Annotated in this window: 13 protein-coding genes; 3 read left to right on the forward strand and 10 right to left on the reverse strand. The window is 62.2% G+C overall.

Annotation, left to right across the window (positions count from 1 at the left end; all coding sequences use genetic code 11):
• Window positions 1–9: 9 nt before the first annotated feature.
• From HBO24_RS20270 to HBO24_RS20285, 4 genes are all read right to left on the reverse strand, one after another.
• The gene (locus HBO24_RS20270; protein ID WP_057440213.1) at window positions 10–1,455 is read right to left on the reverse strand and encodes a SulP family inorganic anion transporter; all 1,446 of its coding nucleotides are present in this window, start codon (window positions 1,453–1,455) and stop codon (window positions 10–12) included.
• 76 nt (window positions 1,456–1,531) lie between these two features.
• Complete coding sequence (locus HBO24_RS20275; protein WP_057440214.1) at window positions 1,532–2,428, reverse strand: LysR family transcriptional regulator; 897 nt, start codon at window positions 2,426–2,428, stop codon at window positions 1,532–1,534.
• 41 nt (window positions 2,429–2,469) lie between these two features.
• The gene (locus HBO24_RS20280; protein WP_170060182.1) at window positions 2,470–3,060 is read right to left on the reverse strand and encodes an NAD(P)H-dependent oxidoreductase; all 591 of its coding nucleotides are present in this window, start codon (window positions 3,058–3,060) and stop codon (window positions 2,470–2,472) included.
• A gap of 123 nt (window positions 3,061–3,183) precedes the next feature.
• The gene (locus HBO24_RS20285) at window positions 3,184–3,948 is read right to left on the reverse strand and encodes a sulfite exporter TauE/SafE family protein (protein ID WP_170060183.1); all 765 of its coding nucleotides are present in this window, start codon (window positions 3,946–3,948) and stop codon (window positions 3,184–3,186) included.
• Window positions 3,949–4,136: 188 nt separating this feature from the next.
• Here HBO24_RS20285 and HBO24_RS20290 point away from each other — a divergent pair, with 188 nt between their 5' ends.
• Window positions 4,137–5,033 (forward strand): LysR substrate-binding domain-containing protein, encoded by an 897-nt coding sequence (locus HBO24_RS20290; protein WP_057960621.1) that lies wholly within the window; start codon window positions 4,137–4,139, stop codon window positions 5,031–5,033.
• Here the strand turns inward: HBO24_RS20290 and HBO24_RS20295 are convergent.
• Window positions 4,979–6,385 carry an amino acid permease gene (locus HBO24_RS20295; protein ID WP_057439312.1) on the reverse strand — a complete coding sequence of 469 codons (1,407 nt, stop codon included), beginning with the start codon at window positions 6,383–6,385 and terminating at the stop codon, window positions 4,979–4,981. The genes HBO24_RS20290 and HBO24_RS20295 overlap by 55 nt on opposite strands.
• A gap of 178 nt (window positions 6,386–6,563) precedes the next feature.
• Window positions 6,564–7,814 (reverse strand): kynureninase, encoded by a 1,251-nt coding sequence (gene kynU, locus HBO24_RS20300; protein WP_170060184.1) that lies wholly within the window; start codon window positions 7,812–7,814, stop codon window positions 6,564–6,566.
• Between the two features lie 143 nt (window positions 7,815–7,957).
• Between kynU and HBO24_RS20305 the strand changes: the two genes are divergently transcribed.
• Window positions 7,958–8,431, forward strand: coding sequence for an Lrp/AsnC family transcriptional regulator (locus HBO24_RS20305; RefSeq protein ID WP_170060185.1), 474 nt, complete (start codon window positions 7,958–7,960; stop codon window positions 8,429–8,431).
• 153 nt (window positions 8,432–8,584) lie between these two features.
• Here the strand turns inward: HBO24_RS20305 and catA are convergent, their stop codons facing one another.
• The 3 genes from catA to HBO24_RS20320 are packed head-to-tail and all read right to left on the reverse strand — an operon-like array spanning window position 8,585 to window position 10,988.
• On the reverse strand, window positions 8,585–9,514 hold the full coding sequence (catA, locus tag HBO24_RS20310; protein ID WP_057439314.1) for a catechol 1,2-dioxygenase: 930 nt from the start codon (window positions 9,512–9,514) through the stop codon (window positions 8,585–8,587).
• A 42-nt stretch (window positions 9,515–9,556) separates the two neighbouring features.
• A complete protein-coding gene (catC, locus tag HBO24_RS20315) occupies window positions 9,557–9,847 on the reverse strand; it encodes a muconolactone Delta-isomerase (RefSeq protein WP_029299901.1) in 291 nt (96 codons plus the stop codon).
• Window positions 9,848–9,860: 13 nt separating this feature from the next.
• On the reverse strand, window positions 9,861–10,988 hold the full coding sequence (locus HBO24_RS20320) for a muconate cycloisomerase family protein (protein WP_057439315.1): 1,128 nt from the start codon (window positions 10,986–10,988) through the stop codon (window positions 9,861–9,863).
• A 114-nt stretch (window positions 10,989–11,102) separates the two neighbouring features.
• On the opposite strand from HBO24_RS20320, the gene HBO24_RS20325 reads away from it, so the two are divergent.
• The gene (locus tag HBO24_RS20325) at window positions 11,103–11,978 is read left to right on the forward strand and encodes a LysR family transcriptional regulator (RefSeq protein WP_057960624.1); all 876 of its coding nucleotides are present in this window, start codon (window positions 11,103–11,105) and stop codon (window positions 11,976–11,978) included.
• Window positions 11,979–12,022: 44 nt separating this feature from the next.
• On the opposite strand, the gene HBO24_RS20330 is transcribed toward HBO24_RS20325, so the two are convergent.
• Window positions 12,023–13,024 (reverse strand): helix-turn-helix domain-containing protein, encoded by a 1,002-nt coding sequence (locus HBO24_RS20330; protein ID WP_057439316.1) that lies wholly within the window; start codon window positions 13,022–13,024, stop codon window positions 12,023–12,025.
• Window positions 13,025–13,270: the final 246 nt, after the last annotated feature.

Here is a 13,270-nt window from a genome sequence, read left to right on the forward strand (position 1 = left end):
CCTGCAGGATCAGTCGTGCTGCACTCGCGCGCGCTTGAGCAGCTTCTTGCAGCGCTCCGACAAATGCAGCACCCGCAGGTGCTTGCCGGCCTTGCTGTAGCGTTCGCGCAGGGTCATCAGCGCGGCAATCGCTGAATAGTCGACAAAACTCAGGTGACGGCAATCCAGCGTTACCTGGGCCGGATCGTTGGCCGGGTCGAACTGGTTCAGAAAGGGTGTGGTCGAGGCAAAGAACAGGGTGCCGTGCAGCCGGTAGAGCTTGCTGCCATCGGCCTCCAGATGTTCATCGGCGTACAACTCCCGCGCCTGCTGCCAGGCAAAGTTGAGCGCGGCAATCACAATCCCGCACAGCACCGCCGTGGCCAGGTCGGTGAACACCGTGATCACCGTCACCGCGATGATCACCAGCACATCATTGAGCGGCACTTTGTTGATCACCCGCAGCGACGCCCAGGCAAAGGTCTGCTGGGACACCACAAACATCACCCCCACCAGCGCTGCCAGGGGAATGCGCTCGATCAGCGGCGACAGGAACAAAATAAACAGCAGGATCATCACCCCGGCAAACACCCCGGACAAACGCCCGCGCCCGCCCGAGCTGAGGTTGATCACCGTCTGCCCGATCATCGCGCAGCCGCCCATGCCGCCAAACACCCCACTGACCATATTCGCCGCGCCCAGGGCCACGCTTTCGCGGTCGGGGTAACCACGGGTCTCGGTGATTTCGTCGGTGAGGTTGAGGGTCAACAGGGTTTCCAGCAGCCCGACCATGGCCATCAGGAAAGCGTAAGGCGCGATGATGCCCAGGGTTTCCAGGGTCCAGGGGATCTGCGGCAGGGCAAAAGTCGGCAGGCCGCCGGCGATATGGGCCATATCGCCCAGCGTGCGGGTGGGCAAGCCCAGCAGGTACACCGCCAGCCCCACACCGAGAATCGCCACCAGCGCCGGTGGTACCGCGCGGGTCAGGCGGGGCAGCAGGTAGACGATGGCCATGGTCGCCACCACCAACCCCGTCATCACATACAACGGCGTGCCGCTGAGCCAGGTCTCACCGCTCTTGAAATGCTCCAGTTGCGCCAGGGCGATGATGATCGCCAGGCCGTTGACGAAACCGAGCATCACCGGGTGCGGCACCATGCGCACCAGCTTGCCCAGGCGCAGCAGGCCGAAGGCAATCATGATCAGACCGCCGAGCAACACCGTCGCCAGCAGGTACTCCACGCCGTGTTGCACCACCAGCGCGACGATCACCACCGCCATCGACCCCGCCGCCCCCGAGACCATCCCCGGCCGGCCGCCGAACAACGCGGTCAGGGTGCAGATGATAAAAGCGCCATACAGGCCCATCAGCGGGTTGAGGTGGGCCACCAGGGCAAAGGCGATGCATTCGGGCAACAAGGCAAAAGACGTGGTGAGTCCGGCCAGGGCGTCGGCGCGCAGACGAGAGAGCTTCATGGGTTTACCGGGGGCGTTGCGGGAAATGAGGGGGCGATGGTACGGAAAACCACCACACCGGACCAGTAGGAGCCGGTCAACAGGCGTAGCGCGCGAGCTTTTCCTGGATAAAGTCCAAAAAGCACTGGATACGCAGGGCCAACTGCGAGTTGCGGTAGTACACCGCGTTGATCGGTTGGCGATAGCCACTGTTGAACGGCGCCAGGATCGACTGCAGGCGGCCGGCGTTGATGTCTTCGATGGTCATGAAGTGCGACAGGCAGGCAATCCCCTGCCCCTCCAACGCCAGTTGGCGCAGGGTTTCCCCGCTGGACGCGGCAATGCCCGGCTCGATCTGCCAGCGGTCGCCCTGCACATGGCGCAGCGGCCAGTGGTTGAGGGTTTCGGTCTGGGTAAAGCCGAGCAAGGTGTGATTGGCCAGGTCCGCCACTGTGGTTGGCGTGCCGTGCTGCTCAAGGTACGCCGGGCTGGCGAGGATATGCAGCGGGCTGCAGCCCAGGGAGCGAGCATGCAGGGTCGAGTCCGCCAGAGCACCGATGCGGATAGCAATGTCGGTGCTCTGTTCCAGCAGGTCGATGATCAGGTCGTTGCTGTTGAGCTCCAACTGGATATCCGGGTACAGGCGGCGGAACTCGGCGACGTACGGCACGATGGCATGCAGCATGAACGGCGAGGCGGCGTTGATCCGCAAGCGCCCGGACGGGGTTTTCTGCCGTGACGACAGGCGCTCTTCCAGCTCGTCCATCTGCTCCAGGATCAGCTTGGCCTGCTCGAAAAAGTACTTGCCCTCTTCGGTCAGGTCCATGCGCCGCGTGGTGCGGTTGATCAGGGTGGTGTCGAGCTTGGCTTCGAGCCGCGACAAAGTGCGGCTGACCGCCGAAGGCGTCTGCCCGACTTGTTCGGCGGCAGCGGAAATCGAACCGCATTCAATCACGCAGACGAAGATCTGTAGCTCATCGGATCGGGCTTTCAACGTGAATCCTCGTGAATACGGCTGCGTGGATACTAGCCGTATTACAGCGTCAGGTTAAACACCTGGGCCAGATGCTGCTCGTAGCGCCGCACATCAGCCTCGATGGAGGGGCGCTTCATCACGTCCACACACAGGAACGTCGGCAGGCCACTCATACCAAGGAACTGGTTGGCCTTGTGGAACGGGAAGTACACCGCATCCACGCCCTTGGCTTCGAAGAAGTCGCTCGGGTCATCGAATGCTGCCTGTGGTGCATTCCAGGTCAGCGACAACATGTACTGCTTGCCCTGGATCAGGCCGCCGCTGCCGTACTTCTGCGACGCATCGGAACGGGTGCGGCCATCGCTGGCGTACAGGCTGCCGTGGCCTTCGGTGAAGACTTCGTCGATGTACTTCTTGACGATCCATGGGGCGCCCATCCACCAGCCGGGCATCTGGTAGATGATCACGTCGGCCCAGAGGAACTTGGCGACTTCTTCGGCCACGTCGTAGCCGGCATCGATATGGGTGACTTTCACGTCGAGCCCACCCCGGTCCAGCACGGCCAGCGCCGCATCATGCAGGGTGTTGTTGTAGCGGCCATCGGAGTGGGCGAATTTCTTGCCGCCGTTGAGCAACAGAACTTTTTTCATGGGGTTGTACCTGAAGGTTGAAAATGGATGAGCGCAGGCTACGGGCAACCCCTCGGGTGAGTAAGCCACGGACCGGCAAAACACTTTTGACCTTCAGGCACGAGTGATCATCTGATTATTGCCTCAACCACCTATCAGCAGGTGCCCGCCCAGGGCCGCCATGCCCATAAAAAACACGCGCTTGAACAGCACAGCACTGATGCACTGGCGCAGCTTTTGCCCCAGCCACATGCCCAGCAGCGCCGGCACCAACGCCAGCAGCGAGGCATTCAGTTCGCCGGCCCCGAGGTTGCCGTGCCAGAACAACCCGGCGGCCAGGGCCAGGGTAGACACGCTGAAGGACAGGCCCAGCGCCTGCACCAGTTGGTCACGGTGCAAGCCCAGTGCTTGCAAGTAGGGTACGGCCGGGATCACGAAGACGCCGGTGGCCGAAGTGACGATCCCCGTCAGCAGACCACACAGCGGGCCCAGCCAGCGCTCGCTGCCGACGGGCACGCGCAACGTCGGCAGCAACAGTCCGCACAGCGCATACACCAGCAACGCCCCGCCCAAGGCCCGCACCACCCAGGGACCGCCGTCCATGCCCAGCCACAGCGAACCGAGCCCGGTCCCCAGAAAAATCAGCAACAGCATGGGCCACAGGCGTTTGCTCAGTGCGCCCAAATGCCCACCGAAGCTCAGTTGCCAGAGGTTGGTGATGGTCGAAGGAATGATCAGCAGGGCCGCAGCCTGCGCCGGCAACATAGCCAGACCGAGCAGGCCCATGGCGACGGTGGGCAGGCCCAGGCCAATCACGCCCTTGACGGTGCCAGCTAGCAGGAAGGTGCCGATCACCAGCAGGGTCAGGGCTGGGCCGAGGTCTTGGTAGAACGCGAGGAAGGTTGTCATGGGGGGATTTTGCGGGTTTGGCGTGGGGTTGGAAATTCGCCATATACTGAGGCAGCCTCTTGTTTTGCGTGAGGCTGAGACCGCTATCGCAGGCAAGCCAGCTCCCACATTCTGAATGTGTTCACCCTTCCAAATGTGGGAACTGGCTTGCCTGCGATAAGGCCCGTCCAGGCACCCGAGAACCAGCCATGCACTTTGACCTGATCGACCTGCGCCTCTACCTGCATATCCTCGACACCGGCAACATCACCGCCGGCGCCGCCCGCAGCCACCTATCCCTGGCCGCCGCCAGTGCGCGCATTCGCGCAATGGAGGCTTCACTGGGCGTCGAGTTCCTGCAGCGCGGCCGCCGAGGCGTGACCCCGACGGCCGCCGGCAACGCCCTGGCCCGCCACGCACGCCTGCTGTTGCAACAGGCCGAACGCCTGCAACAGGAGCTGGCGGAGTACGCCAACGGCGTCAAAGGCCAGGTGCGCCTGCTGTGCAACACCACCGCCCTCAGCGAATACCTGCCGGAGTTGCTGGCGGATTTTCTCTGCACCCACCCCAACCTCGATATCGACCTGCAGGAACTGCCCAGCCTGCGCATCACCCACGCCTTGCGCCAGGGCGCGGCGGACCTGGGGATTATTTCCGATGCAGTGGACAGCCACGGCTTGCAGACCCGGCCGTTTCGCGACGACCCGTTGGTGCTGATCCTACCGACAGGCCACCCACTGACAGCCGGCGCAGTGAGTTTTATCGACAGCCTGCCCTACGACTATGTAGGCCTGGCCGCCGACAGCGCGTTGGCGGTGTACCTGGAGGAACAGGCGCTGCACGCGGGTTTTCGCTTGCAGACCCGGGTGCGGGCCGATGGCTTTGATGGGGTGATGCGCATGGTCGCCCGTGGCGCGGGCCTGGGAATCGTGCCGCTGGCCGCGTTACAACGCTGGCCCCACGCGCAGCCATTCCAGGCCCAGCCGCTGACGGAAGACTGGGCCTGTCGCAGACTGCTGTTGTGCGCGCGTTCGTTCGAGCAATTGCCGGCTTACGCCAAGGCCTTGCTCGATGCCTTGTCCGTGCCTTTACGGAAGAACACGTAATACACCACCGAGAGAATCAGCAGGAACGGCACGCCAAACACCAGGGTCATCTTGAACGCCTCGGTGAAGTACGTGGTGATCATCACCGCGCCCATCAGCACCAGCCCCAGCAGCGTGCTGTAGGGAAACAGCCGCAGTTGGAAGGACAACTTCGGCCCGCCGTGGCGCTTGCGGTAGCGGCGGAAGAACAGGTGCGTGAGGAAGATCATGAACCAGGTGAAGATCGCGCCAAACATCGAGATGGCCATCATCAAGGTGAAGGAGCTTTCCGGGTACACCACGTTGAGCAGGGTCGCCAGGGCGATGCCCGAACTGGACAGCAACAGGGCATTGAGCGGGATCCCGCTCTTGCTCAGGGCGCCCATGGATTTTGGCGCAAAGCCGGCGCGGGACAGGCTGAACATCATGCGCGTGGTGATGTAGAGCTGGCTGTTCATGGCCGACAGCGCGGCAATCAGGATCACGAAGTTCATCACCCCGGTGGCGCCGGGAATGCCGATGGTCTGCATCACCGTGACAAACGGGCTCTGGCTCTGCCCGGACTGGTTCCACGGCACGATGGCCAGCATCAGCGCCAGGGTCAACAGGTAGAACACCACCAGCCGCACAATCGTCGCGCGGAAGGCTTTTTTCACCGCCTGCTCCGGGTCAGCCGCTTCACCCGCCGCCACCGCGATCATCTCCACGCTCAGGTAGCTGAAGATCGACACAATCACCGCGATCCACATGCCACTCAGGCCATTGGGGAAAAACCCGCCGTGGGCCGTGTAGTTCTGCACCCCGTAATCCGGGTTGCCAGAGCCGAACACCACATACACCGCGAGGATGATAAAGCCGACAATCGCGCTGATCTTGATCGTCGAGAACCAGTACTCGAAGTTGCCAAAGGTCTTGACGCTGATGGCGTTAAGCACGATCAGCACGCTGGAGAACGAGACGATCCACACCCATTCCGGCACGTTGGCGAACCAGTACTTCATGTACATCGCCACCGCCGTGACCTCGGCGCCCACCGCCAGCACAATCGCCGCCCAATAGGCATAGCGCACCAGGAACCCGGCCAGGGGGCTGATATAGAACTCGGCATAGGCGCCAAAAGAGCCGGAGGTGGAATGGGCCACCGTCATTTCCGCCAGGCAGCCCATCAACAGCAGGGTGATCAACGCGCCGATGGCGTAGCTGACCAGCACGCTGGGCCCGGCATAGCCGATGGCATAGGCGCTGCCCATAAACAGCCCGGTGCCAATGGCGCCACCGATGGCGATCATGCTCATCTGCCCGGAAGTGAGCTGGCGCCGCAGGCCCAGTTCGCGGTTGGTGATTGCTGCAAAGCCGTTGTCTGGCGTGGTCACGTGCGTGCCCCTTTATTATTGTGATTGCACTTTTTTGGCCGATATCCATCTCGATGGGAACACTGTCCCCCTGTGGGAGCGGGCTTGCTCGCGATAGCGGTGGGTCAGTCACCAGATTCTTTGACTGCCCCACCGCTATCGCGAGCAAGCCCGCTCCCACATTGGGTTCGGTGTTTACTCAGGTGACACTGTGGCGCACCTTGAATTGTGGCTGGTCCCAGGTTTTGTCATCGAGGATTTCGCCAAGGATTTCTACTGCATCCCACACCTCGGTGAAGCTGGTGTACAGCGGGGTGAAGCCAAAGCGCATGATCTTCGGCTCACGGTAATCACCAATCACGCCACGGGCGATCAGGGCCTGGACGATGGCGTAGCCTTCGGGGTGTTCAAAGCTCACATGACTGCCGCGCTTGGCATGCTCGAGCGGGGTGATCAACGTCAGGTCATGGGCGGCGCAGCGGCTTTGTACCAGCTCGATAAACAGGTCGGTGAGCGCCAGGGATTTGCGGCGCAGGCTGGCCATGTCGGTCTGGGCGAAGATATCCAGCCCGCACTCGACCATCGCCAGCGAGGTGATCGGCTGGGTGCCGCACAGGTAGCGGGTGATGCCCTTGCCGGCCACGTAGTTGGACTCCATGGCGAACTGGCGGCTATGGCCGAACCAGCCCGACAACGGCTGCGTCACCAACTCCACCAGCGCCGGGTTGACCCAGACAAACGCCTGGGAACCCGGGCCGCCGTTGAGGTATTTGTAGGTGCAGCCAATGGCGTAGTCGGCGCCGGCCTGGTGCAGGTCAATCGGCACCGCGCCCGCCGAGTGCGCCAGGTCCCAGATCGCCAGCGCGCCGCATTCATGGCTCAGGGCGGTCAGCGCTTGCATGTCGTGCATGTAGCCGGTCTTGTAGTTGACGTGGGTGATCATCACCACGGCGGTGTCCTGGTCGATGGCCGCCGGCAGTTCGTCGGGGCTGTTCACCAGGCGCAGGCTGTAGCCCTGTTGCAGCAGCGCCGCCAGGCCTTCGGCGATGTACAGGTCGGTGGGGAAGTTGCTTGCTTCGCTGACAATCACCTTGCGCTGCGGCTGGCGCTGGCGTTGCACGCTCAAGGCGGCGCTGAGCACCTTGAACAGATTGATCGAGGTGGTATCGGTAATCACCACTTCAGCCTCACCCGCGCCGATCAGCGGCGCCAGGCGGTTACCCAGGCGCTGGGACAGGTCGGCCCAGCCGGCGCTGTTCCAGCTGCGGATCAAACCATTGCCCCACTCCTCGGCAATCACCGCTTGCGCCCGTTCCAGTGCCGCCACCGGACGTGCGCCGAGGGAGTTGCCATCGAGGTAAATCACCCCTTCCGGCAGGGCGAATTGATCGCGCAGGGGCGCCAGCGGGTCTTGGGCATCGAGGGTCTGGCAATGAGTTCGGCTGGTCATGGAAAGTCCTGTTTTTATAGATGACGATGGACCAAATAATGAACGAAGATTTGCAGAATTTTCGTGCAAAGTGCGCTACAACTGGCTTAATAAGCTGTAGGAAATTCGAATTTAACCTCTAAATACGCGGATTAATTCTAAGCATGATTCTCGACGCCACCGACCTGCGCCTCCTGCATTTCCTGCAACAGGATGGCCGTATCAGCAACCAGGAACTGGCGGAGAAAGTCGCCCTGTCGCCGTCCGCCTGCCTGCGCCGCTTGCGCCTGCTGGAAAGTGAGGGGGTGATCAGCGGGTATCGCGCGGTGCTCAATGCCGAGCAATTGGGGATCGAGCTGGAAGCCATCGTCCACCTGTCGTTGCGCCAGGATATGGAGGACTGGCACGAGACCTTTATCGAGAAGGTCCAGGGCTGGCCGGAAGTGGCCAGTGCCTATGTGATCACCGGCGCCAGCAACTACGTGCTGCGGGTGCAGGCGCGCAACCTCAAGCACTTTTCCGACTTTATCGTGAACCACCTCAACCGCACGGCGGGGGTGATGGATATCCGTTCGGAGATCGTGTTGCAGAAGATCAAGGACCGGGATGAGGTGCTGGACCTGGTCGTACGCAAATAGGCAAAGCACTGCTGAACACCTGTGGGCGCTGGCTTTTGTGGGAGCCGGGCTTGCCCGCGATACAGACACCTCGGTTTATCTGCAATACCGAGGCGAGGCTATCGCAGGCAAGCCAGCTCCCACAAAAGCCAGCGCCCACATTGTTTACTGCGTTCAGTCTTCGAGGGCGCGCACGCGTTGCATGCGTTTTTGCTCGACCGGGGCCACCGCTGGCTGCAACTCGAAGTCAAAGTCGATCTGCGCAAACTTGCCCTCCACGCCAAACTCCCGCGCCAGTTGCGGGTCTTCGCTGAAGCGAATTTCGGCAATCAGCTCATCCCGAGTGGCGTAGGCAAAGTCATCATGCAGGTACGGATCATCCGACAGGTTGATCTGCGTGGTCAGGTGCCGATGCCCCGGTGCCGAGATAAAGAAGTGGATATGCGCCGGCCGCTGGCCGTGACGCCCCAGTTGATCGAGCAACTGCTGGGTCGGGCCGGTCGGTGGGCAGCCGTAGCCAGACGGCACGATGCTACGGAAACGATAATTGCCCTGGGCATCGGTCTCGATCCGGCGACGCAGGTTGAACTCCGATTGCGATGGGTCGAACCAGGAGTAAGTGCCGCCGGTATTGGCCTGCCACACATCCACAATCGCCCCCGCCAGCGGCTTGCCGTTGATGTCGCGCACTTGCCCGCGCATAAACAGCGGCACGGCCGCATCCAGGCCATCGTCCAGGCGTGCTTCGTATTTGGACAGCGGCGCACCCGCCACGTACAGCGGCCCTTCGATGGTGCGCGGGGTGCCGCCGGACTTGCCGGCTTCCTCGTCGGCGGCGTCCATCAACAGGTCCAGGTAATGCTCCAGGCCCAGGCCCGCGGCCAGCAGCCCGGCTTCCTGGTTTTTGCCCAGTTCGTTGAGGTAGTTGACCGCCTTCCAGAACTCTTCCGGGGTCACTTCCAGGTCTTCGATGATATTCACCGTATCGCGCAGGATCCGGTAGATCAGCGCCTTGGCCCGTGGGTTGCCGGCGTCATTGAGGTTGCCACTGGCTTCTTCGAGGAAGCGCTGGGCGTGGGCAGTCTGGGACAGTCGAATGGACATGGTGCAATCCTCATCTTGTAATTATTAGGGGGCTAGACAGGCTCAGCGATCATCCTCATGGATCGACGACGGATGCCGGCACAGGGCATTCACTTCAATGGCCATGTAGGGATAGAGCGGCAGTTGCATCAGCAGGTCATGCAGTTCCTGCACGCTGTCGACATCGAACACGCTGTAGTTGGCGTACAGCCCGGCGATGCGCCACAGGTGGCGCCACTTTCCTTGCGCCTGCAGGCGTTGGGCCAGGGCTTTTTCGTCGGCCTTGAGGGCCGCTGCGCGCTCGGGGTTCATATCGACAGGCAGGTTTACGGTCATTTTTACGTGGAACAACATCGCAGGCGTCCTCTTAATGTTTGTCGCGACGGAAGAACGCCAGGCGCTCCTCATCAATGGCCAGGCCCAGGCCCGGGGCGGTCGAGACATGCAGGTGGAAATCGCGATACAGCAGCGGCTCGGTAAGAATGTCTTCGGTGAGCAGCAGCGGCCCGAACAGCTCGGTGTCCCACGCCAGTTTATTGAGGGTGAGAAACGCGTGGGCCGAGGCCAGGGTGCCGATACCGCCTTCAAGCATGGTGCCGCCATACAGGCCAATACCCGCCGCCTCGGCAATCGCCGCCGTGCGCAGTACGGCGCGCGGGCCGCCGTTTTTCGCGATCTTCAAGGCGAACACCGAGGCCGCGCCTTCGCGGGCCAGGTTGAAGGCATCTTCGACACACTCGATGGACTCGTCGGCCATGATCGGCGCCGGGCTCGAGAGGTTGAGCCGGGCCATGCCGCCACGGTTATTGCGCGAGATCGGCTGCTCGATCAGGTCGATAGCGTTATCGCCCAGCACCTTGCAAGCGCGCAGGGCCACGGCTTCGTCCCAGGCCTGGTTGACGTCGACGCGCACGCTGGCGCGCTCGCCCAGGGCTTTTTTGATCGCAATCACATGGGCCAGGTCCTGGCTGACTTCACCGGCGCCGATCTTCAACTTGAAGATGCGGTGACGGCGCAGGTCGAGCATTTTTTCGGCTTCGTCGATGTCCTTTTGCGTATTGCCGCTGGCCAACGTCCAGGCCACCGGCAGGGCATCGCGCACTCGGCCGCCGAGCAGCTCGCTGACCGGCAGGTTCAGGCGCTTGCCGAGGGCATCGAGCAAGGCGCTTTCGATGCCGGACTTGGCAAAGGTGTTGCCACGAATGCTGCGCTCCAGGCGCAACATGGCGGCGTTGATGTTGCTGGCATCCTGGCCAATCAACAGCGGCGCAAAGTGTTGATCGATATTGATCTTGATGCTGTCGGGGCTTTCGTTGCCGTAGCTCAGGCCACCGATGGTGGTGGACTCACCGATCCCTTCGATACCGTCGGCGCACCGCACGCGGATGATCACCAGGGTCTGGTTTTGCATGGTGTGCATCGCCAGCTTGTGCGGGCGGATGGTGGGAAGATCGACGATGATGGTCTCGATCGACTCGATGGCGCAAATCGGCATGGCAATACCCGTTGGGTTCTTTATAGGTCTTGCCCGATTCTGTCGCCCATTTTTGCTGGCTTCCAATATAGAATTGGTCTTGAACAATACCCTCAAGGTATGAGAGGAATCCGTATGGAACTGCGCCACCTGCGTTATTTCCAGGTGCTGGGGGAAACCCTGAACTTCACCCGCGCCGCCGAACGCCTGCACATCGCCCAGCCGCCGTTGAGCCGGCAGATCCAGCAATTGGAAGATGAGTTGGGTGTGGTGCTGCTGGAGCGGGGCCGGCCGTTGCGGCTGACCGAGGCCGGGCGGTACTTCTATGAACACGCCAATGTGCTGCTGGAGCAGTTGGCCAAGACCTGCGACAACACGCGGCGCATCGGCCTGGGGCAGAAGACCTGGCTGGGCATCGGCTTTGCCCCCTCGACCCTGTATGGCGTGCTGCCGGAACTGATCCGCCGCCTGCGCAGCCATGACGCGCTGGAGCTGGAGCTGGGGCTGTCGGAGATGACCACCCTGCAACAGGTCGAAGCGCTCAAGGCCGGGCGCATTGATGTGGGCTTCGGGCGGATTCGCATTGATGACCCGGCCATTGTCCAGCGGGTGTTGGTCGAGGATCGGCTGGTGGCGGTGTTGCCGGCCGGGCACCCGCTGCTGGGCGCACCGGTGACCCTTGCGCAGTTGGCCGCCGAACCGCTGGTGCTGTACCCCGGCAACCCGCGCCCCAGCTATGCCGACCATGTGATCGCACTGTTCGACACCCATGGCCTGGCGATCAAGGTCGCGCAATGGACCAATGAGTTGCAGACCGCCATCGGCCTGGTCGGGGCCGGCATGGGGGTGACGCTGGTGCCGGCGTCGGTGCAGATACTGCATCGGGCGGATATCGGCTATACGCCGATTGTCGAGGTTACGGCGACCTCGCCGATCATTCTCAGCCGGCGGATCAATGATCAGTCGCCGGGGCTGGGTCATTGCCTGCAACTGGTAGAAGAACTGATCTGAAATCTCCCAGTCACCTCCAATACCCTGTGGGAGCTGCATTGTGTTCAGGCACCCCGCATGCGCCGCGCATCGTTGCGCTGCAGCGTCTGGCTGGGGGATTCGTCGAACAGCTTGCGGTACTCCGCCGAAAACCTTCCCAGGTGGGTAAAGCCCCAGCCCAGGGCAATCTCGGAGATGGTGCGGGTAGCGCCATGCTCGAGAATTTCCTGGCGCACCGCGCTCAAGCGGTACTTCTTCAAGTAGGCCATGGGCGACAGCGCGAAGTATTTGCGAAACGCATCGAACAGCTTGAACCGCGACACCCCGGTGGCCGCCTCGAGGTCTTCCAGGTGCAGCGCTTCGCGGGCGTTGGCGTGGATGTACTGGCGGGCGCGGATTAGGTAGTGGGGCAGCTTGACCCCCAGCACGTCGCGCAGCTCTTCGGAATAGTTGTTCGGCTGGGCCAGGATCAGGCCCTTGATCAGCGAGCTTTCCAGGTCGCGGGTAAACGCGGCCTGGTCATACAGTTCGCTGCTGTGCTCCAGCTCCGCAATGAAGTGCCGTGCCATGCGCCACCACGCCGCCGGCGCACCCTGCACCGCATCCATCACCGATTCAAAGCGCAACGGCGCATCAATCGGCCGCTGCAACAAGCCCTCTAGGGTTTCGCTCATCGCCGCACGGGTGATCACCACTTGCAGCTTGCGGCAGTCGCCGGAGATCGCCAGCACCTGGTGTTCATTGGGCGAAATGATCACGCCCTGGTCGCGGTTGGAACTCAGGCGCTGGCCACCCTTGCTCAGCTCCTGCTCGCCCACCAGCGGCAGGCTCAGGCTGTAGCTGCTGAAGTGCTCGGCGTCTTCGATGTCGATGGTCACGTCGGTGCCGTATTCGATCACCCCCAGGGTGGTGGCGCGGGACTTGAACACATTGGCACTGTGGTGGAAGCGCAGGCGCTCCGGGGTGGCGGTTTCCAGACGATGGGGCCCGCAGATGCCGGACATCCAGCTGCGGGCGCCTTCAAGGTCGAAACGTTCAATACGGATATCGCGTGTATGGCTACTCATCAGGGTGCACTCACGGCGGTTGTGGCCAGCGCGCTCTGACGGCGCGTCCGGTGGATCAAGGCAAGTTCTGCGCCACGTCGCGCACTTGGCCACTGGGTGGATAGTGAGCGTCGACTATGTGGATAAGAAGCCGGCTTTTTCGACAATTGCCTGGCCTGACAGTAGCGCATTCCCCGGCGTCGTTGCACGGATGTGGGTATTTGCGTCCCAACTATGCGGCCCATCTTCCCCCATTAAGCGGATAGC

It is taken from the genome of Pseudomonas sp. WS 5410, from assembly GCF_012985645.1.
In the GTDB taxonomy this organism is placed as follows: domain Bacteria; phylum Pseudomonadota; class Gammaproteobacteria; order Pseudomonadales; family Pseudomonadaceae; genus Aquipseudomonas; species Aquipseudomonas shahriarae.